Raw genomic sequence first — 22,636 nt, forward strand, 5'->3', positions numbered from 1 at the left:
TTCCTTCTTTAGTTTGGATACTCTACTATTTATTTATTGTGCTGACAATGCGTCATTAAAGCCAAGGACAACCTTTTCTTAGGCGGGTAAGAGCCCGCCTATTTTATTTGCATGTAAATAAGCGCCTAAATCTTTACAGAAGATATATAATATAAGAATATATATGTTAAATAATTTAAGCATTCATATACATATTAGGAGGTAGTTTTGTGGCAGAGATAAAATTTGAAATCACCGAGCATATTACAGTCCTGTCTGAATCGCCGAAAGGCTGGACGAAAGAGCTGAATCTAATTAGCTGGAATGGAAGGGAACCGAAGTACGATATTCGGGACTGGGCTCCAAATCATGAGAAAATGGGCAAGGGGGTTACCCTTGATTTGGACGAGGTATTGAAACTGAAAAAGGCTTTACAGGATTCAGAGTTATAATATTATGTAAGGGAAATGTACAGACAGCTCTGTACATTTTTTTTACACGAAAAATTTTCACAAAATAGTTGAAAAGCTTCTAAAGGTAGGCAGAGTAACCATTGCAGCAGCCTTTTCTTCGTGAAACATAAATTTCGGGAATGAAAGTAATTCCTATATATGTTATTATTGAGAATATTGAAACTACTCATCGGATATACTCTGATGCAGCTTAGGAGCGCGAACGGCATGTTAAGGTGGAAGCGTAATTTGCTTGTTTTATGGGTCGGAGTGTTTTTTACGGCAGCGAGTTTTTATATGGTCATCCCGTTTTTGCCGATTTTCCTGCTGGAGATTAATGTTCATGACCATACAGAATTATGGGCAGGCATTTTGTTCAGTTCGGCTTTTTTTGCAGGAGCGCTTTCCTCGCCGTTTTGGGGCAGGATAGCAGATAAGTATGGCAGAAAGCCAATGATAGTCAGAGCAGGCTTCGTTTTATTTATTATCTACACATTAGCTGCTTTTGTGACTAACCCATATGAGTTATTGGTTTTACGAATATTGCAAGGGCTTCTTTCCGGCTTTATTCCAGGGGCAATTGCTTTAGTCGGGACGAATACACCGACAGAGAAAGTAGGTTACGCTTTATCGATGATCTCCACCGCAAGTGCTACAGGAGGAATAGTCGGTCCGCTGCTTGGCGGACTGCTTTCAGAGCTAGTCGGCAACAGGCTGGCATTTGCGAGTGCTGGGTTCATCGTTTTCCTTGCAACATTCCTGATTATATTTTTGGTGAAGGAAGAGAATTTCAAGCCTAGCAAGGAAAAGGGCTCTGTCAAAAATGACATTAAGGTTGCGTGGTCAAACCGTCCGCTTATGCTTGTCATGCTGTTGACAGTCGTCACTTCTTGCTCAATCCTTTCGATTGAACCTATTTTGCCGCTGTACATTGTTGATCTTGGCGGCTCTAAAGAAAATGCTTCTTTGCTTGCGGGGGTTGTTTTCTCTTTGCCTGGGATAGCTAGTGTATTGTTTGCTCCGTACTGGGGGAAATGGGCTGATAAGATCGGCTTCAACAGAATATTATTTATCGGCCTCCTTGGAGGCGGATTAGGCACATTTTCGCAAATCATTTTCCAAGATATTTGGGGTTTTTCCATTACCCGCTTTATCTTCGGCATTTTCTTCTGCGCCGTTTTCCCTGCATTGAACGGACTTGTCGTTAGATCAACTTCAGAGGATTTCCGCGGCAGAGCTTTTGGTTTGAACCAGACGGCCAACCAAATTGGCGGTATGATTGGTCCAATGGTTGGTGGATTTTTAGGAGGTATTTTCCCTGCATATAGTGTTTTCATTTTGACAGGCGTTATGCTTCTGGCAGCAGCAGCGATTGCTTATCAGAAGGATGACAGCCTAAAGCAGACTGTATTTAAAAAAGTCATGCATGGTAAAGGATAATCGCACCCACTGCTTATGCTGTACATAATAATAAAATTTGTTACGTACAATAAGCTTTGGGGGTGAAGATTATGACTACAAAAAAACGTGATAAGCAAGAAGACATAAAAGGGAACTTTTCAAAAGCTTACGACCATGAATTCGCAAATGAACCATTGTCTGCAGCAGAAAAGCTTAATAATAAGAAAACAAAAAAACGTCAATAACAAAACGGGCCGCTGTTTGCCGGCCCGTTTTGCTTTTACCAAATAACTTCTACCCACTCAGGGTGATCAATAAATGGATTGCGGTTATGCTGATAATCTTGATAAATTACTTCATTCCTGTTTCTTTCAAAATCGTCAACAGGATCAAGTTCGTTCCAGCGCTTCAATGTGGACAGTTTGCCATGGAGCGGGGCAGAACCGTTATTCACACTTTCTGTTACCTCTAAGTCAAGTTCGCCGCTATCACCTTCATAGCGCACAGCCATATAAAATATCATACGTGCAATGTCGCCTTTAACTTCATCCCGCGGTTCCCAAGAATCGCTGTCAGCATATGTATCTGGCGCTTCTTTTTGGGCAGTTCCTCCATCATCAAAATCCTTGTTGCCACGTGATGAATTAACGGAAACATCAGTAGGTCGCAAGTGATGCAGATCTGTTCCTGCTCCCATTGCTGTGCCAAAGTCACCATGGGATTTCGCCCATACATGCTCTCTGTTCCATGAATCGACACCGCTGCCGTTAGTCGTTTTGCTTTGCGATCTGCCTGTATAAAGCAGAATGACGTTATTGCTGTTGTTAGGGTTTTCATCTGTATGACGCAGCGCATCCCAAACCGCGCTGTAGGAAAGCTCTGTATGATCATCAATAATCTCATGTAAAGCAGTTTTTAAAGCTTCGCCAGTTTTACCTGAGGCACTGTTATAGTAACCTTCATAGTTCTCAGAAGGTGTAGGTGTGCTTCCTGTATCTTCTTCAGGCTCTTCGGGCAATTCCCCTGCAGCACTTATTGACATAGCTGTTACATTTTTTAAACCTGGATGAGAGAAGTAGGCGGCAGTGCTGCCAGTCACTTTTATTTTCGTGCCAATTAATTCCGGATTCGTTTTTAGTCCAAAGCTTCCTCGAAAGGAGGAGGGAATTTGAACATAAAGCATGGAGCCAGTTGCTTTCTCTGCTGGACTGTCTGCGAGTGCTAGGGCATAATCGTCAGAGAAGCTGCTCGTCTGAATGGAGGAAGCTGAAATGGGCTTTCCGACTATGTAACCTTCTACTGTCTGAACTGACCCGTTTTGAGTTTTAATTGCATTCGTTACGGAAAGAGTGGCTGCTCTCGGTGAAACTGTGAAATAAGACGACACCGCTATAGCAGCGATTACTGCAAGCAAAACAAAAATTTTTGAGCTTTTTTTCATTTTCTGCCTCCCATACAAAAATTAAATGCTCTTATAAAATAACATGTTTATATGGAGTAAGTTGTAGAAAAGTGTAAAGAATTTGCTATTATAAATTAATTTAGTAAATTATTTGAAAATTTACAGTTTTCTTATATAATAAAGTTATTCGTTTCGAATGGCGAAATATATGAAAAAGGGGAGAAGCTTACATGAATAAGCTGCAAGGTAAGACGCTGGCAAGGAAGGATGTTTCTGTTGAAGAAACGTGGAACTTAACCGATTTATTTCCTTGTGAAAAAGCATGGAAAATGGAGCTCGATGCTATTACCCAAGACATGGAAAAGTTTGCTGAATATAGAGGAAGTCTTGGAAACAGTGCGATAAATTTACTTCAGTGCCTTCTTGAAAGGGATTCATTATCTGAACGGCTTTCCCGTGTACTTACATATGCAAGCTTGCTTCAATCCGCCGATGGGACAGACCCTAATAATCAAGCAAATGAGGCGATTGCGGCATCTGTTTATGCTGCTGCACGCGCAAATAATTCCTTTATTGATTCAGAAATACTTGCTCTATCGGAGAAGAAAGTCCGTGAGTTTATGAATCAAGAAAGCGGGTTGCAGGATTACAAAAAAACACTGGAGGATTTATTTGAGGCAAAAGCTCATATACTTTCCCCAGAAACAGAGGAAGCCTTAGCTGCATACAGTGAGATTCATGAAGCTCCTTATATGATTTACCAGCGCAGCAAAACATCAGATATGAGCTTCTCATCTTTTACAACAGCAGATGGAACAGAGTATCCTTTAACATTTAATTTATATGCAAAGTATGAGGAGTCGCCTGATACGGAAATTCGCCGTAATGCCTATGACGCTTTCATTCAAACATTAAATCAGTACAAAAATACATATGCAGCTACATATGCAACAGAAGTGAAGAAGCAAGTGGTTGAAGCCAGATTGCGTAACTATGATTCTGTTACAGATATGCTGTTATTTGAACAGCAAGTAACAAAGGAAATGTACCATAACCAGCTTGACACAATATTAACAGAGCTTGCTCCTCATATGCGCCGCTACGCCGCATTAAAAAGACAAGCACTAGGTCTTGATAAATTGCTGTACAGTGATCTAAAAGCTCCTCTTGATTCAGACTTTAATCCAGAAGTGACATATGATGAAGCAGCAGAGCTTGTGCTTGAAGCACTGCAGGTAATGGGGCCGGATTATGCAGAAATTATGAGACAAGGACTGGAGAACCGCTGGGTAGACAGAGCAGATAATATTGGCAAGCGATCTGGCGCCTTTTGTTCAAGTCCATATGGAGCACATCCGTATATTATGATGACATGGAATAATTCCATGCGAAATGCATTTACTCTTGCACATGAGCTCGGACATGCAGGACATTTCGTTTTGGCAGGACAGAATCAGTCCATTTCTAATACACGTCCATCACGTTATTTTGTGGAAGCACCGTCAACCATGAACGAAATGCTGCTCAGCAGACATATTTTAGAAAAATCGGATAATGACAGAATGCGTCGTTGGGTTATTCTCCAATCACTCGGGACATACTACCATAATTTTGTGACACATATATTGGAGGGAGAGCTGCAGCGCCGTATTTATGAACTTGCTGAAGCAGGAACACCGATAACCGCCAAACTGTTATGTGAACAAAATCTCGAGCTGCTTGCAGCATTTTGGGGCGACAGTGTGGAGTTGGATGAGGGAGCAGGATTGACTTGGATGCGCCAGCCGCATTACTATATGGGTCTTTATCCGTATACGTATTCAGCAGGTCTGACAGCTTCCACTGCTGCTGCGTTAATGATTCAAAAAGAGGGTCAGCCTGCTGTAGATCGTTGGCTTGCGGCTCTTAAGGCAGGGGGAACAGTAAAACCTCTTGAATTAATGAAGCTTGCAAATGTAGATATGTCGACACCTGAACCTATCAGTACAGCGGTTGCTTATGTTGGCAGCTTAATAGATGAACTCGAACAAAACTTTTATTAAAGTTTGAACATCCTTGCAACTATTGCAAGGATGTTTTTTTATGAAAAATAGGATTGACACACTCCTGCTAATCTTATACATTACATAAGTATGTTTTTTTATTATAGGAGGAATTTATGAGCAACAAGAACTATACCCAAGTAAAAATGGTGACGGCAGATCCATCTGCACTTGGACTATTCGGTCTGGCAATGGTGACATTGGTGGCATCTTCACAAAAACTTGGTTTAACAGAAGGGTTATCTTTTATTCTGCCGTGGGCGTTCTTTTTGGGTGGATTGGCTCAATTGATCGCTGCTTTGCTTGATGCGAAGCATAATAATATTTTTGGAACAACTGCTTTTGCAGCATTTGGTCTATTCTGGTTTGGCGTAGGCTTTTCCTGGTTAATCCAACTTGGAGCGTTTGGCGAGGTATTGGCGCAAAATGTTGACCCTAAACAGCTGGGCTTTGCATTTATCGGCTATTTAATTTTCAGCCTTTTCATGACAATTGGGGCAATGGAAACACACAAGGTATTATTCTTTATCTTTGTTTTTATTGATATATTATTTATTGGATTGTCCTTAAGTTCTTTTGATGTGATGTATGAAGTGACACATATGATTGCAGGTGTGGCAGAGCTTTGTATTGCCCTGTTATCCTTCTATGGATGTGGCGCGATTGTGCTGAATACTCATTTTGGAAAAACGGTACTGCCAATCGGAAAACCTTTTGGCGTTTTTAAATAAGATTACGAAAAAGAGTCTATCTATAGGCTCTTTTTTTTCTCAAAATAATTTATCTATATTAAAGCAATACCTAGAGGATTTGTTGGCATTTCTAATGGAAAATTCTATAATATTTCGTTAAAATAAGTAATTGGCGATATAGTGACATGCTGATGATGGAGGTATATATGATTAGTGAGCTTCAAAAAAACATAAAAGACCTTTCGGAAGAGGAAGCAAAATCTTTGCTGCTGCAAACGGCTCTTTATTTGCAGATGATGAAGGACGCCGACCTCATTTCACAACAGGAAATCATGAAGGAGCTTAGCGATGATATTATGGATAAGCTTATGTCCCGATAATCATCTCTTAGTTTACATACATACTGCAATAATCCAAAACTATCTCCTCCCCCTATCTATGAAGGAGGCTTTTTTGGCTTCCTTTTCCCCGTTAATCATTTAAATAGATAACAATAAAAAGGAATAATATTATTCACCTGAACGTTTTTTTACACATATTTAATAATGTTTGGACGTATTTATAGTTAAATTTCTTTTTTAATATATAAAAAGGATAATTTAATTATTTTAAGTTTAGAAAGACTAAATGGTATTTTAGTAGGAGTTTTATTGTTATATCAATATATTTTATCGGTTTAGTTGTGGGCATTTGTTGTCCACCCTAAAGAAACAATTGTCTTTATTAATTGTCGATTTTTGTTTCTCGTTCAGTTACATCAAGTTTTCACTATAATTATATTAGTTGTTAGTTGCGCAGGATTTAAATCATGAATGGATAGCTGTTTAGAATAGTTATTATATTTGTATACTGTATTTCGTTTTAGAGAGTTGTATCTACAATAGTAGAAATGGAGGAAAACAGTGGGGATTTCTACTAAAAACCTAGATGATTCTACAAAAAATCTATTTTTCTGAAAAATTTGTCTTTACAAGAATAATAGAAAGGTATTATATTATTTATCAAAACGGTTTCTATTTTCAGAATAATTTTTTTAATTAAAAAGTTCCCTCAATTCAAAATTGATTATCAGATTTCATCCTACCAATTTATTACTACCCAAGAAATTAAACTTAAAACACATTAATTCAAGGATTTTAGCAGAGGTGAGTATATGACTAAACATGCGTTATTAGAAGTGGAAGGTTTAAAAACGTATTTTCAAGTAGATAAACACAGAGTTGCAAAAGCTGTGGATGGCGTTGATTTCTCTATAAATCCTGGTGAGACAGTGGCGCTGGTTGGTGAGTCAGGTTCAGGCAAAAGTATAACCTCACTGTCTATAATGAAGCTCGTCGGAAAGCCGGGAAAAATTAAGGGAGGGCAGATTCGCTTTAACGGCGAGGATATTGTCCCCTTTTCTAACAAACAGATGGCAAAGCTGCGGGGCAGTGAGATTGCCATGGTATTCCAAGAGCCGATGACCGCATTAAATCCAGTCTTCACGATTGGAAATCAGCTTATGGAAACAATTCGCAAGCATAAAAAAGTCTCAAAGGAAGAAGCGCGAATCAGAGCCGTTGAGCTATTAAGAATTGTCGGCTTCCCAAGGGCTGAAGAGACAATTAATGAATATCCTCACCAACTTTCCGGAGGGATGCGTCAGCGTGCGATGATTGCTATTGCCATTTCATGTGAGCCGAAGCTGCTGATTGCCGATGAGCCGACAACCGCTCTTGATGTAACGATTCAAGCGCAAATTCTTGATTTGTTAGATGAGATGAAGAAAAAGTTCAACATGGCAGTACTGCTGATAACGCATGACTTAGGTGTCGTAGCTGAATATGCTGACAGGGTCATGGTCATGTATGGCGGACAGATTGTTGAACAGGCGGAAGTAAACAAGATGTTCATTGAGCCGAAGCATCCGTATACGAATGGACTTCTGGAAAGTTTGCCGAAATTAGAGGATGACGTAAGCAGACTTGGTGTTATTAAAGGGACAGTACCGCCTGCCTATGATTTTCCTGTTGGCTGCCGCTTTTCTGACCGCTGTAAACATGTAATGGATAAATGCCGTGTTAGCAATCCTAATCTTCTAGATGTGGAACAAAACCATAAGGTGCGCTGCTACCTGTATGAATAGGAGGAATAAAATTTTATGTCATTAATGGAGCAAGATTTACGAAAAAAGACAGAAGAGGATTACATACTTCAAGCGAAAAACATAAAAAAATACTTTCCAATTAAGGGCGGAGTCCTAAAGCATACAGTTGGCAACGTTAAGGCGGTCGATGATATTTCATTAAATGTTATCAGAGGGGAAACGCTTGGACTTGTAGGTGAATCAGGCTCTGGAAAATCTACGCTAGGACGAGTTATTCTAAGACTCCTTGATCCGACAGAAGGCAGCATTGTCTTTGAAGATAAGGATATTTCAACTTTAAACAACAGAAAGATGCGCCCCATTAGAAAGGATATGCAGATTGTATTTCAAGATCCATTTGCCTCATTAAATGGAAAAATGAGTGTTCAAGAGCTGATTGAAGAGCCGCTGCTAGTTCAGACGAACTTAAACCGACGTGAGCGGGAAGAAAAAGCAATCAGCTTACTTGAGAAGGTAGGGCTTCGGGCAGATGCGAAATCGAAGTATCCTCATGAGTTTTCCGGTGGACAAAGACAGCGGATCAGCATCGCGAGAGCACTAGCGCTGAATCCTAAATTCATTGTCTGTGATGAGCCAGTTTCTGCATTAGATGTTTCCATTCAGGCACAGGTGCTTAACTTGATGGCAGATCTTCAGGAAGAATTCAATTTAACCTATCTATTTATTGCCCATGATTTGAGTGTTGTTAAACATATAAGTGACCGTGTCGCAGTCATGTATTTAGGAAGGATAGCGGAATTGGCACCGAAAAAAGGTCTATATGAAACACCGCTTCATCCATATACACAGGCGCTTTTATCCGCAGTTCCGACAACGGATGTAACAAGAAAGAGAGAAAAGATTATCCTCAAAGGGGATTTGCCAAGCCCGTCCAATCCACCGACAGGCTGTACATTCAGAACACGCTGTCCGAAAGCGCATGAAAGATGTGCAATCGTGCGCCCTGATTTGACGGAAGTGTCAGAAGGCCACTTCGTTGCTTGTCACTTATACACGAAGGAAGACTGAGTATTCTGCCGTTTAAGGAGGTGGTGTGTCGATTTTGAGTTTGGTTTGCTTTTTCTACAGATAATTATTTTAAGGGGGAAAGACGTTGAAAAAGAAAAATTGGTTACTTGTATTAGGCTTTACCTTAATATTCGGGATCTTGGCGGCGTGCAGCAACTCAAGCGACGACACGAATTCTGAGCCTGGCGAAGCAGTTGATGGAGGCACGGTAACTGGTGCGATGGATACAGCTCCTGCTGGTTTATTCAACCCAATTTTCTATGCTGATGCATATGAAAACAATATCTTAACTTTAACGCATGAAGGATTATTAGGACAAGATAAGAACCTTGATTTTATTCCGAAATTAGCAAAAGACTGGGAATTTAACGAAGACCAAACAGAAGTGACATTCCACTTAGAAGAAAACGTGAAATGGCATGATGGCGAGCCATTCACAGCAAACGATGTTGTATTTACATACAAATCGATTGCAAGCCCTGGTTATGTAGAGGCTGGCGGTCTGCGTACACAATATGTTTCAAGACTGTTAGGCTATGAGGATTTCTCTACTGGCAAAACAGATGAATTCCAAGGTGTTGTTGCAGTTGACGACCACACTGTAACATTCAAATTCGCTGAGCCGAATGTATTGGCCCTTTCTGATTCAAGCTTCCCAATCATTCCTGAGCATATCTTTAAAGATGTTGCCATTGCTGACATGCCAAAAGCTGAAGGCACAACAAAAGCAGGCAAAATTGTTGGTACTGGTCCATTTAAATTAACGGACGTTGTAGAAGGCGAGCAATATGTTTTAGAGAAAAACGACGACTACTGGCAAGGTGCACCTAAACTTGACAGCATCGTGTGGAAGGTTGTAGACCAATCTGTCATCCTAGGTATGCTTGAAAGCGGTGAAGTGGACTTTGTAGCAGATCCAACTGGTATCCAGGCTGCAGATTATGAGACAGTTGCTGCAAATGAAAATGTTGAAATTATTGAACAGCCAGATTTCGGTTACCAAGTATTAGGTATGATGGTTAACCATCGTGAACAAGGCGACACATCTATCGATCCATCAAAATGGACAGAAAATACGAAGCTATCCGATCAAAAAGTCCGTCAGGCAATTGCTTATGCTGTTGACCGCGAAGCGATCATCAACGGATTGCTGTACGGCAAAGGGGTAATTCAAAACTCTCCTATCGCAACACAATTCTGGGCATATGATGATACAAAGCCTAACCAATATGCATTTGATGCAGAAAAAGCAAAATCACTATTAGATGAAGCAGGCTATAAAGATACAAATGGCGACGGCTTCCGTGAAGATCCAGATGGAAAAGAGTGGGTGTTGAACCTGAACTATCCATTAGGAAACCAAATTCGTGAAAAATCAGCACCAATCATTCAAGAATATCTTGAAGCTGTCGGAATCAAAATTGACTTGCGTCAGCCAAAACAAGCTGCTGCATACTTTGAAGACCTAGAAAAGAATGCACAAGATTGGGATCTATACTTGCTTGGCTGGAGCTTAGACAGCACAGACCCAGATCCGAGCGGCTTATGGTCTGCTAATGCTGCTTACAACTATTCTCGTTGGAATAACCCTGAAGCAGAACAGCTGTTAAAAGACGCATTTACACCACCAGATGCGTTTGAACAGGATTACAGAAAAGAGAAATACAGCGAATGGCAAGTGAAGTTCTCTGAAGATCTTCCAGCATTAATCCTGTATGCTCAAAACAGCTTATGGGCGCATAACAAACGTCTTCAAGGCATAGATGTATTGCCGTACTCATTCTTGAACAACACACATTTATGGAGTGTGACTGAGTAATTAAAGGTTAATTAGATGGGGCTTTCGTATTTTGGGAAATTCCGCATATTAACAGGAAATTTACTTATATGCGGGGCCTGTTCCTTAAAGAAAGCCCCTTTTAAATTCTTGTTAATTTGGTTCATTTCGTGTGGTGCTGCGGTCTGTACGAAATGAACCAAATAATGGTTCAATCCGGCTGCAACTTTAGCAGCTTTATATTTACATCATAAGAAATGGAGGGGGAGCAATGTATAAGTATATTATTCGTCGCGTATTAGTGTTCATTCCAATGCTATTCGCTTTGACTGTCATCGTGTTTGGCTTAATGCAGGCGGCTCCTGGCGATCCCTTTACTGGAAAGCTTGATCCGAATGTAGACCCAGAAGTATATGAACAGCAAAAAGAAGCTTTAGGGTTGAATGACCCAATTTATGTGCAATATTTCCGCTGGTTAGGAAATATGCTTCAGGGGGACTTTGGGGAATCAATTGTGTATAAGGGACGTGAAGTAACTGACTTGCTTGAATCACGAGTTAGCAATACACTCACGCTAGGAACCTTTTCTTTATTTATTACGATTTTATTTTCCATTCCGATCGGGATTTACTCAGCAAGAAAACCATATTCAATACTTGACTACACAGTAACAACCTTCAGCTTTTTTGGGCTTGCTATTCCGAGTTTCTTCTTCGGTTTGGTGGCAATTTATTTCTTCGCCATCCAGCTCGGCTGGTTCCCGTCACAAGGAACGGTCTCGAGTCCGAATCTGCAAGGAGCAGAGCTTTTCTGGGATAAAATCCATCATTTAATCCTGCCTGGATTAACATTAGGTTTAGGTGGAATGGCTACATATACTCGCTATATGCGCTCAGAGGTGCTCGATGTGCTGTCAGGAGATTATATCCGTACAGCCAGAGCAAAAGGAATGACAGAAAATACAGTATTGTACAAGCATACATTAAGAAATGCCTTGATTCCGATTGTGACATTGCTTGGATTTGAGATTGGCGCCATTTTAGGGGGAGCCATCATTACAGAGGGTGTATATCAATATCCTGGTCTTGGGACATTGTTCATTAACTCTATTTCCAGCAAGGATTATCCTGTCATCATGGTCATTGCTTTAATGATCGGCTTCTTTACATTGCTGGGAAATCTGCTGGCAGATATCGGCTACAGTCTTGTTGACCCGAGAATTCGATACGAGTGAGGTGAATGAACAATGGAACTGAAACAACAAACGATCGAAACAGAACCAAACTTACCTTTAAAGGTAGAAAATAAAAAAAGTAAAACTCCTGGCCAGATTGCACTCGGCAGATTTTTAAAGAATAAATTAGCAGTGCTTGGTGTTATTGTTTTAACGATTATTATCCTTGCCGTCATTTTCGCACCGCTGATTACAGACCAAAGTCCAACTAAGTCAAATTTGCTGTTGGTTGAACGGGGACCAAGCGCTGATCACCCGCTCGGCAATGATGGCTCAGGAAGGGATAATCTTGCTCGTCTATTATATGGAGGACGAATTTCTCTTATCGTAGGATTCTCTGCGATGGTTTGTACGTTAGTAATTGGTGTGCTGTTAGGCTCCATTGCCGGCTACTATGGCGGAATTGTTGATGCGATCATCATGCGTATCGCTGATATCATCATGATGCTTCCATTTATCGTTATTGCTTTAACAGTAGTTTCTATTATGCCAAAGGTGTCAATCGGCAGCTTCGTTGCAATCATTGCGATAACCTCGTGGCCGAATTTAACGAGGATAATCAGGGGAACGTATTTGTCCTTGAGGGAGCAGGAATTTGTTCAAGGAGCAAAGGCAATCGGCGCAAGCGATTTCCGCATTATTTTTAAGCATTTTATTCCGAATGCTATTGGGCCGATTGTAGTTAACGCTACATTGATGATGGCAACTTATATTATCATTGAATCTGCCATGAGCTTCATCGGTTTTGGAATACCGCAGCCAACACCAACATGGGGGAATATGATTTCTGAAGCACAAAGCATCCGTATTTTACGGAACAGCCCTGAAGCATGGATACCGCCAGGACTTTGTATATTTGTCACGGTACTTTGCATCAACTTTATTGGAGACGGTCTTCGTGACGCACTTGATCCAAAAAGCAATAAGCGTTAATGAGGAAAACCTGCTAATGATTTGGCAGGTTTTTTCTTTTATCTGGAAACAGATGAAGCTAACCTTGTTTATTGCTAATATATAATAGAAGAAAATACATACATAACATAATGGCATCAAGAGGAGGATTACAGATGTATGCGTCAATGGAAATTCAAATGCTCATTCAATTAATTGAGAGGGCAGCATTACTGCTTATTACGCTGTTTTTTTTATCAAGAGTGCCGAAATTTAAGGAAACATTGCAGAAGGAAAATCATTCTCCAACAGAATTGACGCTGATTACGATCATATTTTGCGCCTTCGCTTTGTTTGGCACGTATTCGGGAATCGAGGTAGAAGGTTCGATTGTTAATATCCGCATTATTGCAGTTATGTCCGGCGGGATTTTATTTGGACCGTGGGTCGGAATCATCACTGGAATTGTGTCAGGTGTTCATCGTTATTTAATTGATATAGGCGGGGTCACCTCTGTGCCTTGTTTAATAACAAGCATTTTGGCAGGGATTGTTGCGGGCATTATTTATTTCCGTGTAAAGAAACAAAAGAGATGGGTATACGGAATCATTGCTGGTATGATTTGCGAAATGCTGACAATGGTGCTTATTCTTGTGATGGCAGAACCGTTCTCTCTAGGTGTGGATATTGTTGCTAAAATCGCTCTGCCGATGATATTAGGACAAGTCAGCATTGGCTTTATCGTCTTGATGATTGCGAGTGTTGAAGGAGAGAAAGAGAGAATTGCTGCAAAGCAGGCACAGCTGGCATTAGGTATTGCTAACAAAACCTTGCCGTATTTTCGGTCTATCAACAGTGAATCGCTTCATAAGATCTGCAAGATTATCCAGAAGGAGATTAAAGCAGATGCTGTGGCTATCACCGATACGATGGATGTTCTTGCATATGTCGGCTTTGGTGAAGAAAAATATAAAAACGGACATGAAATTATCAGTGGCTTAACGAAGGAAACGATAAGCAGCGGCAAGATAACAATCCGCAATAATATTGCAGACCATCATACACCGCAAATTCATTGTTTGCTAATCATCCCTCTTGAAGAAAGAGGAGTGGTAACTGGTACATTAAAGATTTACTACCGCAAAGCATATACTATCACTCATACACTTCAAACGATGGCGATTGGGCTTGCCCAAATAATTTCTACATTAATGGAGGTTTCCAGAGTCGAACAAATAAAGGAAGCAGCCAATAAAGCTGAATTGAAGGCATTACAGACAAAAATCAATCCACATTTTTTGTTCAATGCGTTAAATGCAATTGCTTCAACTACAAGACGAAATCCCGAAAAAGCTCGGGAATTGATAATCAGTTTATCTGGATATATGAGATATAACTTAGAGGTAGGAGATGAATTAATTGACATTCATCTTGCTTTACAGCAAGTCCAGGATTATATCGATATTGAAAAGGCTCGGTTTGGCAGCAAGCTGCAAGTTGAATACCATATAGATGATGTTCACATTAAAGTGCCGAGCCTTCTTATCCAGCCATTGGTTGAGAATGCCGTTGTCCATGGAATATTGAAAAGAAAAGCACCTGGCCTTATCACTATTTCAGTTGAGGACAAAGAGGAAACTATCAGGGTCAGTGTGGAGGATACAGGTGAAGGAATTAAACAGGAAATCATTGATAAGCTGTACCGCGGCGAAATGTCATCCAAACAAATAGGTCTTTCCAATGTGCATGAAAGAGTGAAGCTGATTTATGGAAAAGGACTTGTGATTGAAAGATTGAATCCTGGTACAAAAGTATATTTTGACATAACAAAGGAGAAACAATGAGAGCAATAATTGTAGAGGATGAAATTCCAGCAAAAGAAGAGCTGGAATATTTAATCGAAACACATAGTGGTATTGAAATTGTTGGTGCTTTTGAGGATGGGCTTGATGTCCTTAAGTTTTTACAGGAGGAGGAAGTAGACGCGATATTTCTTGATATCAATATCCCATCACTTGATGGCATGCTCCTTGCCGGCAATATCAGTTTGTTTGCAAAAAAGCCGTATATTATTTTTACGACAGCCTATAAGGAGCATGCAGCGCAAGCTTTTGAGCTTGAAGCGTTCGATTATATTTTAAAACCTTATGATGAAAAAAGAATTGCCGCAATGCTGAGAAAGCTGGAGACAGCTTTTGAGAAGGACTATGGCAAAGAGGTTGACAAGGGAGAAAAGGAGCCTGCTGCAGATCAAGGAGCCAGCAGGAGAATCAATCTCCGTAAAAATGAAAATATTATCGTAACAGATGTGAACGATATTTACTATGCTTCTGCAAGTGAGAAGGTGACGATTGTCTATACGAAAACAGATGAATATATGATGCCGATGAGTATTTCAGAATTTCATGCAAAGCTTCCTGAAGATTTGTTCTTTAAATGCCATCGCTCGTATACAGTCAATCTTACAAAGATCCATGAGATTGTCCCTTGGTTTAATCATACGTATATTTTAAGATTAAAAGACATTAAAGGAGAGGTGCCTGTAAGCAGAAGCAAGGTAAAGGAATTCCGACAAATTATGCAGCTATAAATGCAATTCATTCCGAAATCTTTGCAATTCATTCTGAAAACGATTTTATGAATAGTTTCGGAGGTATAATCCTCCTATAAAGAAAACGCTTAAATCTTAAGTTAAGAGTTTTATATAGGAAGAACCGAAACGAGGAAAAGAGGAGATTTCAGATGAAAAACCGCACAGAAAACCGGCTGTTAATTGTCATCGGTACAATCATTGTTCAAATGGGTCTTGGTACAATATATACGTGGAGCTTGTTCAATCAGCCGCTTGTTGATGCATTTGGCTGGAAATTAAGCTCTGTTGCTATCACCTTTTCTATTACTAGCTTCGCATTGGCATTTGCGACATTGTTTGCAGGGCGCCTGCAGGATAAATGGGGAATTCGCCGCCTAATCGCTGCATCAGGTATATTGCTCGGCGTAGGGTTGATTCTTAGCTCTCAAGCTTCATCACTCGGAATGCTTTATGTGCTTGCAGGAGTGGTTGTCGGCTTTGCCGATGGTACAGCGTATATTACAACATTATCGAATTTAATTAAGTGGTTCCCAGAGAAAAAAGGTCTTATTTCAGGTATTTCAGTAGGAGCATACGGAACTGGAAGTCTTGTGTTTAAGTATATTAATGGACATTTTATAAGTGCATACGGTGTAACGTCAGCCTTCTTATTTTGGGGTATTATCGTTCTGATTATGGTAGTCGGCGGCTCTTTCCTAGTGAGAGAAGCAAAGGTTACTTCAAGTGCAGCAGCAGGAAATGTTGCTACAAAGGATTATACAGTGAAGGAAATGCTGAAGACAAAACAGGCATACCTGCTGTTCGTCATTTTCTTTACAGCATGCATGAGCGGACTATACTTGATTGGTATTGTTAAGGATATCGGTGTTAGTCTTGCAGGTCTCGATGCAGCAACTGCTGCAAATGCAGTAGCATTAGTTGCAATCTTTAATACGACAGGCCGTATAGTTTTAGGAGCGCTGTCAGATAAAGTCGGCAGATTGAAAGTTGTTTCAGGTGCATTATTCGCAACGGCAATTGCTGTAGCAACATTGAGCTTTGTTCCATTAAACTTCCCGATATTCTTTGCTTGTGTTGCGGTTATTGCCTTCTGCTTTGGTGGAAACATTACTGTATTCCCTACGATTGTAGCAGACTTCTTCGGATTAAAGAATCAAAGCAAAAACTACGGTGTAATCTATCAAGGTTTTGGCATCGGTGCATTGGCCGGTTCCTTTATTGCAGCACTTTTAGGAGGATTTATTCCAACCTTCATTATCTTGACGATTCTCTGCATTATCTCCTTGGTAATTGCATTCACAATCAAACCGCCATACCAAGGTAAAGCGGAAAGAAAATCTAATCAGAAGCTGCCTAACATGCAGCCTTCACACAAGTACTGATATGTAAATAGTTGCTAATCCCTCTAAAGATATTTCTTTAGAGGGGTTTTTTGCATGTTTTTGAGAGAGTTCGTATATGCATAAGGAAAGGAGCTGTTTTATGATAATTACGTCTTAAGTCTTAGATGCGATTCCTTTTTAAGTCTATGGAAAAAATATTGCTTATCCGTTATTGTATAAGCATAAGAGTAATATAATTGAAACCTTTTTTTCACATAGTTCGTATAAAAATAAAAGACGTAAAGTCAGGAGTCGATCAAATTGAACTCATTTTTGCTTTTTCTCATCCGAACGGGTGTTGCGCTGCCAACAGGGATATTGACTTGGTTTGTTAGCATGTTTGCATTCAATCAAGGTTTCTTCCTATCAGTCATATATGCGGTAGGCCTCGGGACTGCTGCTTATTTCCTAGCCGATGGAATCAGCTCCCACAGATTTTTAAAGAAGCATGCTTTGACAAGAAAAGAGTATAAGTTTATTCAAAAACAGCTTAAAGAAGCAAACAGCAAGATATCGAGGCTTAATCGGGCGATGTTACAAATCCGCCATTTGCCGTCCATAAAGAAGAGAATTGATTTTATCAGGGTGACGAAAAAAATATACCGATTGACAAAACAGGAGCCGAAAAGATTCTACAAGGCGGAAAAGTTCTATTATTCCCATTTGGATTCTGCTGTAGAAATAGCGGAAAAATACGCTTTGCTTTCTGCCCAGCCAAAGAAAAATTATGATTTGCAGGAAACGCTGACTGAAACGAGAATTACTTTAGAGAAGCTGTCATTCACACTGGAGGAGGATCTTCATGAGATTCTTGCAGATGACATCGATGACTTGCATTTCGAGATGGATGTAGTTCGTCATACTTTGGACAGCAAGAAATTAGATAATAAGCCAATTGATGAAAGCAGGAGGTTAAAATGACCGAAAGGGATGAAATTCAATTAAACGAGAGCTTGCAGAATAGTCCTGCAGAAAAGGCGAATTCACATCGCCTTTTTCCTGTTTTATCTGAACAAGAGCAGCTTGAAGCGAAAGCGCTTGCCGATAGCCTCGATTGGTCCAGTCATCATGCCCTGATAAATTTCGGACATGATGCGCAAAAACGGCTCCTTACTTTTTCACAGACGATGATTGACCATGTCCAAAGAAAGGATGTAGGAGAAGTAAGCAGTATTATGAAGGATTTAATGGTGCGGCTTGATGACATCAATCCTGATGAATTATCGGTTAAAAAGAAGGGGCTGTTTTCTCGTCTTTTCGGCAGAGCAAAGTCTTCTGTGCAGGAGATACTGTCTCAATATCAAAAAACAAGTGCTCAGATTGACAGGATTAGCGTAAGGCTTACAAGAAGCAAAAATTTGCTTATCTCAGATATTCATTTGCTGGAGCAGCTTTATGAAAGCAACAAAAAGTATTTCCATGATCTAAATATACTGATTGCAGCTGCAGAAACAAAGCTTGCAGAGGTAAAGGAACAAATAATCCCAGACAAGAGAAAGCTTGCATTAGAGCTTCAGGACGAAATGAAAATGCAGGAGGCAGAGGATATGGAGGACTTTGCTGAAAGGTTGGAGAAACGCATCTACGATTTAAAAATCAGCAGACAAATTACCATCCAGACAGCACCTCAAATCAGACTGATTCAGCAAACAAACCAGACCGTTGTGGAGAAAATCCAGTCTTCCATTATGACAGCAATTCCCCTGTGGAGAAATCAACTGTCCATTGCATTGACATTATTGAGGCAAAAGCATGCAATGGAAACAGAAAGCAGTCTCCGCAACGCCACAGGTAATATTATTGAAAAAAACACAGAAATGATCCGTATGAATGCAAGCGGCAGTCAGGGGCAAATCCTAGAGATTGCTGAACTGAAAGAAACTCAGCAAAAGCTTTTGTCTGCAATTGAAGAAACAATCGCCATCCAGGTAGACGGCAGCCAAACAAGACAGCAGGCGGAACACGAATTAAAAACGGTCATTCAGCTCGATAAATAGCAGGCAGGAGTGGTAAAGATGGAAGCAAAGCTTAAGATCGTTCCATGCACTGATGCGAATCGGAGACTTTTAAAAAATTACCGCTTGAAAAAGGGGCAGGAGCAGTGGACGGCCATGCCTCTTGCTTCAATGGAACAATGTGACACAGATAAAGATAGATATCCGTTTCTGCTGCTATGGGATTTGCAGCTTGCAGGTTTTTTCGTTCTGCATAAAGGGAAAGGTGTGATGGAATACCACAGCAATAAGAACGCCATATTGCTGCGCGCCTATTCGATTGAAGCAAGTTACCAGGGTAGAGGATTTGCTGGAAGCATGCTAAAGCAACTTCCTGAGTTCATAAAGGGCTCATTTCCTTCTGCAGATGAACTGATTCTTGCCGTTAACGAGGACAATGAGGCTGCACAGCATGTTTATGAGAAGGCAGGCTTTGCAGACAGAGGACTGCGTGCTGCCGGAAGTGCCGGCCACCAGCTGGTTTTACACAAGAACATATAAAAAAAATCACCCTAAAATCTTTAAGGTGATTTTGTTATATTTTAATCTCTTGATGGAGAATATGTTCTTTTCGTTCCATTTATCAAGGAAGCAAAATCAACTCGCTTATTGATAACGTAGATGATCGGAATCCCGACTGCAAGGACGACAAATTCGCCGACTGCTGTTGTAAGCCATGTTGCCCAGAATGGAAAGTCCAATGCTAAATGCAATTCAAAGGCAATAATAAACATCGTGAAGGTAAACACGATAGTATTAATAATCATACGCTTAACAATGTTTTTTACATAGCGACCAACTACTATGGTAATAAGCAAACTGATAATAGACTGGCCAACACCAAATATAAGGTCATAAGGAACCATTGGCGAAAAGAATAAATTAGCTAGAAATACTCCAGCAACTATTCCGTAAATGTATTTCTTATTGAAGACAACAAGATGATTAAACATTTCGGATAAGCGAAACTGGACATTCGTAAAGCCGAATGGAGCAATTGCAACAGTGACAGCAATGTACAATGCTGCAATCACACCGTTTACTGCAAGTGTTTTTGTATTCATTTTTTTCTCTCCCTTAGTTTTTTTACGTGGGATGGTTACGAACCACGATATGAAAATATTATAAAACCAAACAATAATCCTACATTAAAAGGGTATGTGAGTCAATATAATTTTATCCTAATATAATTAATAGCCCTACGCACTGTGGTGTGCATAATATGTTTTCTCTTCACACATATAATAAATATTAGCCAATTGTAAAATGCAGCTTTGAGAGGAATGGTGATTTAGTGAAAGCATTAGTATTGCAATCTGACTTTGGTTTAAGTGACGGAGCCGTTTCAGCTATGTATGGAGTGGCCAATTCCGTTCAACCTGATTTGCGCATTTTTGACCTGACACATGATATTCCGCCTTTTAATATATGGGAGGCTTCTTATCGCCTTCTACAAACTGTGTCTTACTGGCCGAAAGGAACTGTATTTGTTTCTGTAGTAGATCCAGGCGTTGGATCAGACAGAAAGAGTATCGTTGTAAAAACTTTAGAAGGCCATTACATAATCACGCCTGACAATGGCACGATTACACATATGCTTCATGCAATAGAAGAAGTTCGCGTGCTTGATGAAACAAAGAATCGCCTTCCAAACAGCGGTGAGTCATACACTTTTCATGGCAGAGATATTTATGCCTATACAGGTGCGAGAATTGCTTCAGGACAAATAAGCTACCAAGATATCGGACACTCCACAGAAAAGGAAGCAGTTGTAACATTGCCTGTTGTAAAAGCGGTACTGGCTAATAATGAGCTTAATGGCATTATTGAAATACATGATAATCGGTTCGGAAATATATGGACGAATATCCCGGCGTCTATGGTAAAACAAAGCGGAGTAAAATATGGAGATACATTAACTGTCACAATAAATTATAATAAGGAAGAAATCTTCAAGGATAAAGTTCTTTTTGGTCATTCTTTTGCTGACGCTGCTATTGGCGAACCTATTGCCTACTTGAATTCTCTTCATTATTTCAGTCTCGCTATTAACCAGAAGTCGATGGCAAACAGATATAATTTAGGAACAGGCAATGAGTGGAGAATACTAGTAGAGAAATAAATAAGATAACCAGACGCGTTTATAGCGGTCTGGTTTTTTTGTTTTTATAAAAGAAAGATAGTATTTATAGAAAATTTAGAATATAATAAAAATATTCTATTTTGTAAAACGAAATAAATGAAAGAAGGGGTAATTTTTGAGAGAACAAGTTGCTGCTGTGAAAACGAAAGGTGTATTTGATCAATTGCTGGAACATTCCCTTGTGCAAAAAGGGCTGGAGTATTTGCTAAAGGATGCAGATGCAACGCTGGAGGAGCAGATTGAGCTCACAAAAATACCGGCGCCTTCTTTTATGGAAGCGGAAAGAGGCAGGGTTTATAAGGCGAAGCTGGAGCTTCTTGGTCTTGACGATATTCAGGAAGACAGACACGGCAATGTGTTTGGAATTCGCCCTGGCACTGGTAAAGGTCCAAGAATTTTCGTATGTGCTCACTTGGATACTGTTTTTCCGAATGGGACAGATATAGTTGTCAGAAGAGAGAATGGCAAGGTGTTTGCTCCGGGAATTTCTGATGATGGCCGCGGGCTTGCAGCTGTACTAACACTGGTGCGAGCATTTAATGAGACAAACATTCAGACAGAAGGCGATATTATTTTTGGAGCAACAGTGGGAGAGGAAGGACTCGGCGACTTGAGAGGAGTAAAGGGCTTGTTTGCGGACAGGACGGATATAGACGGCTTTATTTCCATCGAGCCTGGGCATCCGGAGCGCATTACCTATCTCGGGACAGGAAGCCATCGTTTCCACATTACTTATAAAGGATCAGGAGGCCACAGCTTTGGCGACTTTGGTATCCCAAGCCCGATTCATGCACTCGGCAGAGCAATCAGTAAGATCGGTGATATAAAAACGCCTGACGAACCGAAAACAACCTTTAATGTCGGTACGATAACAGGCGGCACTTCAGTAAATACAATTGCCGAAGAAGCCAGCATGATGCTTGATATGCGTTCTAATTCTGCAGAAGAGCTTATTCGTCTCGAAGAGCAGGTCATGGATATTCTCCACAACTCGGCAGAAGAGGAGAACAATCGCTGGAACAGTGAAAAGACAGCGATTGAAGTGACAATTAAGCAGGTAGGTGACAGACCGGCAGGCGCACAAAGCCCAGAAGGAGAAATTGTGCAGACAACGATTGCTGCAGCAGCTTCTCTCGGTTTGAACCCTGTGCTGTCACAAGCCTTCAGCACAGATTCCAATGTACCGATCAGCCTTGGCATTCCTGCTGTGACATTAGGTGGCGGTGGCAGTAACAGCGGCGGTTTTCACACTTTAGAGGAGTATTTCGATCCAACAGATGCCCATATCGGACCGCAAAATATCTTTTTGACGATATTAGGACTAGTAGGAATGAGAGATGTAACAGCACCATTACTATCAAAGAAATAATAGATAAAGCAGAGAACTAAGTTTCTCTGCTTTTTTTGAGTGTAAAAAGCCGTTCCTAAAAATTTTTTGGGAAACTTTTAAAAAATATTTCCCTCGACTTATTCCTGACACATTTCTTTTATATTCTATTA

The 22,636-nt window shown here is 40.3% G+C and carries 21 protein-coding genes and 1 riboswitch; of the genes, 19 read left to right on the forward strand and 2 right to left on the reverse strand.

All coding sequences use genetic code 11. The annotated features are described in order from the left end of the window. Window positions 1-209 precede the first annotated feature (209 nt). From L8T27_RS02885 to sspO, 3 genes are all read left to right on the forward strand, one after another. Window positions 210-431, forward strand: a complete 222-nt coding sequence (locus L8T27_RS02885) for a YdbC family protein (RefSeq protein WP_233316346.1) — start codon at window positions 210-212, stop codon at window positions 429-431. 228 nt (window positions 432-659) lie between these two features. After that, the gene (locus L8T27_RS02890) at window positions 660-1,871 is read left to right on the forward strand and encodes an MFS transporter (RefSeq protein ID WP_237940708.1); all 1,212 of its coding nucleotides are present in this window, start codon (window positions 660-662) and stop codon (window positions 1,869-1,871) included. A 71-nt stretch (window positions 1,872-1,942) separates the two neighbouring features. Beyond that, on the forward strand, window positions 1,943-2,077 hold the full coding sequence (gene sspO / locus L8T27_RS02895) for a small acid-soluble spore protein SspO (protein WP_233316348.1): 135 nt from the start codon (window positions 1,943-1,945) through the stop codon (window positions 2,075-2,077). A 35-nt stretch (window positions 2,078-2,112) separates the two neighbouring features. Here sspO and L8T27_RS02900 read toward each other — a convergent pair whose 3' ends face one another. Next, a complete protein-coding gene (locus tag L8T27_RS02900; protein WP_237940709.1) occupies window positions 2,113-3,273 on the reverse strand; it encodes an endonuclease in 1,161 nt (386 codons plus the stop codon). A gap of 191 nt (window positions 3,274-3,464) precedes the next feature. Between L8T27_RS02900 and pepF the strand changes: the two genes are divergently transcribed. The 14 genes from pepF (at window position 3,465) to L8T27_RS02970 (ending at window position 19,494) form a co-directional block, all read left to right on the forward strand. Then, window positions 3,465-5,276, forward strand: a complete 1,812-nt coding sequence (gene pepF / locus L8T27_RS02905; RefSeq protein WP_237940710.1) for an oligoendopeptidase F — start codon at window positions 3,465-3,467, stop codon at window positions 5,274-5,276. Window positions 5,277-5,392: 116 nt separating this feature from the next. Then, window positions 5,393-6,007: an acetate uptake transporter gene (locus tag L8T27_RS02910; protein WP_237940711.1), complete on the forward strand. Its 615-nt coding sequence runs from the start codon at window positions 5,393-5,395 to the stop codon at window positions 6,005-6,007. Window positions 6,008-6,174: 167 nt separating this feature from the next. Then, complete coding sequence (locus tag L8T27_RS02915; RefSeq protein ID WP_233316352.1) at window positions 6,175-6,348, forward strand: hypothetical protein; 174 nt, start codon at window positions 6,175-6,177, stop codon at window positions 6,346-6,348. A gap of 773 nt (window positions 6,349-7,121) precedes the next feature. After that, window positions 7,122-8,093 (forward strand): ABC transporter ATP-binding protein, encoded by a 972-nt coding sequence (locus L8T27_RS02920; protein ID WP_233316353.1) that lies wholly within the window; start codon window positions 7,122-7,124, stop codon window positions 8,091-8,093. A gap of 24 nt (window positions 8,094-8,117) precedes the next feature. Beyond that, window positions 8,118-9,122 carry an ABC transporter ATP-binding protein gene (locus L8T27_RS02925; RefSeq protein ID WP_233316418.1) on the forward strand — a complete coding sequence of 335 codons (1,005 nt, stop codon included), beginning with the start codon at window positions 8,118-8,120 and terminating at the stop codon, window positions 9,120-9,122. Between the two features lie 85 nt (window positions 9,123-9,207). Then, window positions 9,208-10,941 (forward strand): peptide-binding protein, encoded by a 1,734-nt coding sequence (locus L8T27_RS02930; RefSeq protein WP_233316354.1) that lies wholly within the window; start codon window positions 9,208-9,210, stop codon window positions 10,939-10,941. A gap of 229 nt (window positions 10,942-11,170) precedes the next feature. Beyond that, window positions 11,171-12,133, forward strand: coding sequence for an ABC transporter permease (locus L8T27_RS02935; protein ID WP_233316355.1), 963 nt, complete (start codon window positions 11,171-11,173; stop codon window positions 12,131-12,133). A gap of 12 nt (window positions 12,134-12,145) precedes the next feature. Next, window positions 12,146-13,066, forward strand: a complete 921-nt coding sequence (gene opp4C, locus L8T27_RS02940; protein ID WP_233316356.1) for an oligopeptide ABC transporter permease — start codon at window positions 12,146-12,148, stop codon at window positions 13,064-13,066. A gap of 134 nt (window positions 13,067-13,200) precedes the next feature. Next, a complete protein-coding gene (locus tag L8T27_RS02945) occupies window positions 13,201-14,868 on the forward strand; it encodes a sensor histidine kinase (protein ID WP_233316357.1) in 1,668 nt (555 codons plus the stop codon). Further along, a complete protein-coding gene (locus tag L8T27_RS02950; protein ID WP_237940712.1) occupies window positions 14,865-15,614 on the forward strand; it encodes a LytR/AlgR family response regulator transcription factor in 750 nt (249 codons plus the stop codon). Before L8T27_RS02945 ends, L8T27_RS02950 begins: the two co-directional genes overlap by 4 nt. 152 nt (window positions 15,615-15,766) lie before the next feature. Beyond that, on the forward strand, window positions 15,767-16,999 hold the full coding sequence (locus tag L8T27_RS02955) for an L-lactate MFS transporter (RefSeq protein WP_233316359.1): 1,233 nt from the start codon (window positions 15,767-15,769) through the stop codon (window positions 16,997-16,999). Window positions 17,000-17,260: 261 nt separating this feature from the next. Continuing rightward, window positions 17,261-17,920, forward strand: a complete 660-nt coding sequence (locus L8T27_RS02960) for a 5-bromo-4-chloroindolyl phosphate hydrolysis family protein (RefSeq protein WP_233316360.1) — start codon at window positions 17,261-17,263, stop codon at window positions 17,918-17,920. After that, window positions 17,917-18,996, forward strand: a complete 1,080-nt coding sequence (locus tag L8T27_RS02965; protein WP_237940713.1) for a toxic anion resistance protein — start codon at window positions 17,917-17,919, stop codon at window positions 18,994-18,996. The genes L8T27_RS02960 and L8T27_RS02965 overlap by 4 nt, the downstream gene beginning before the upstream one ends. Window positions 18,997-19,014: 18 nt before the next feature. Further along, a complete protein-coding gene (locus tag L8T27_RS02970) occupies window positions 19,015-19,494 on the forward strand; it encodes a GNAT family N-acetyltransferase (protein ID WP_237940714.1) in 480 nt (159 codons plus the stop codon). 41 nt (window positions 19,495-19,535) lie between these two features. Here the strand turns inward: L8T27_RS02970 and L8T27_RS02975 are convergent, their stop codons facing one another. After that, the gene (locus tag L8T27_RS02975; RefSeq protein WP_237940715.1) at window positions 19,536-20,057 is read right to left on the reverse strand and encodes a QueT transporter family protein; all 522 of its coding nucleotides are present in this window, start codon (window positions 20,055-20,057) and stop codon (window positions 19,536-19,538) included. A gap of 7 nt (window positions 20,058-20,064) precedes the next feature. Further along, window positions 20,065-20,109, reverse strand: a riboswitch (PreQ1 riboswitch). A gap of 178 nt (window positions 20,110-20,287) precedes the next feature. On the opposite strand from L8T27_RS02975, the gene L8T27_RS02980 reads away from it, so the two are divergent. Beyond that, window positions 20,288-21,115, forward strand: coding sequence for an SAM hydrolase/SAM-dependent halogenase family protein (locus tag L8T27_RS02980; RefSeq protein ID WP_282581418.1), 828 nt, complete (start codon window positions 20,288-20,290; stop codon window positions 21,113-21,115). Window positions 21,116-21,251: 136 nt separating this feature from the next. After that, on the forward strand, window positions 21,252-22,505 hold the full coding sequence (locus tag L8T27_RS02985; protein ID WP_233316364.1) for a M20/M25/M40 family metallo-hydrolase: 1,254 nt from the start codon (window positions 21,252-21,254) through the stop codon (window positions 22,503-22,505). Window positions 22,506-22,636 lie beyond the last annotated feature (131 nt).

This window comes from Niallia sp. Man26, assembly GCF_022049065.2.
Lineage (GTDB): Bacteria > Bacillota > Bacilli > Bacillales > Cytobacillaceae > Niallia.

Coding starts and splice junctions, on each gene's coding strand:
- L8T27_RS02890 (WP_237940708.1), top strand. CDS start 660: ATGTTAAGGTGGAAGCGTAATTTGCTTGTTTTATGGGTCGGAGTGTTT.
- sspO (WP_233316348.1), top strand. CDS start 1,943: ATGACTACAAAAAAACGTGATAAGCAAGAAGACATAAAAGGGAACTTT.
- L8T27_RS02900 (WP_237940709.1), bottom strand. CDS start 3,273: ATGAAAAAAAGCTCAAAAATTTTTGTTTTGCTTGCAGTAATCGCTGCT.
- pepF (WP_237940710.1), top strand. CDS start 3,465: ATGAATAAGCTGCAAGGTAAGACGCTGGCAAGGAAGGATGTTTCTGTT.
- L8T27_RS02910 (WP_237940711.1), top strand. CDS start 5,393: ATGAGCAACAAGAACTATACCCAAGTAAAAATGGTGACGGCAGATCCA.
- L8T27_RS02915 (WP_233316352.1), top strand. CDS start 6,175: ATGATTAGTGAGCTTCAAAAAAACATAAAAGACCTTTCGGAAGAGGAA.
- L8T27_RS02920 (WP_233316353.1), top strand. CDS start 7,122: ATGACTAAACATGCGTTATTAGAAGTGGAAGGTTTAAAAACGTATTTT.
- L8T27_RS02925 (WP_233316418.1), top strand. CDS start 8,118: ATGGAGCAAGATTTACGAAAAAAGACAGAAGAGGATTACATACTTCAA.
- L8T27_RS02935 (WP_233316355.1), top strand. CDS start 11,171: ATGTATAAGTATATTATTCGTCGCGTATTAGTGTTCATTCCAATGCTA.
- opp4C (WP_233316356.1), top strand. CDS start 12,146: ATGGAACTGAAACAACAAACGATCGAAACAGAACCAAACTTACCTTTA.
- L8T27_RS02945 (WP_233316357.1), top strand. CDS start 13,201: ATGTATGCGTCAATGGAAATTCAAATGCTCATTCAATTAATTGAGAGG.
- L8T27_RS02950 (WP_237940712.1), top strand. CDS start 14,865: ATGAGAGCAATAATTGTAGAGGATGAAATTCCAGCAAAAGAAGAGCTG.
- L8T27_RS02955 (WP_233316359.1), top strand. CDS start 15,767: ATGAAAAACCGCACAGAAAACCGGCTGTTAATTGTCATCGGTACAATC.
- L8T27_RS02965 (WP_237940713.1), top strand. CDS start 17,917: ATGACCGAAAGGGATGAAATTCAATTAAACGAGAGCTTGCAGAATAGT.
- L8T27_RS02970 (WP_237940714.1), top strand. CDS start 19,015: ATGGAAGCAAAGCTTAAGATCGTTCCATGCACTGATGCGAATCGGAGA.
- L8T27_RS02975 (WP_237940715.1), bottom strand. CDS start 20,057: ATGAATACAAAAACACTTGCAGTAAACGGTGTGATTGCAGCATTGTAC.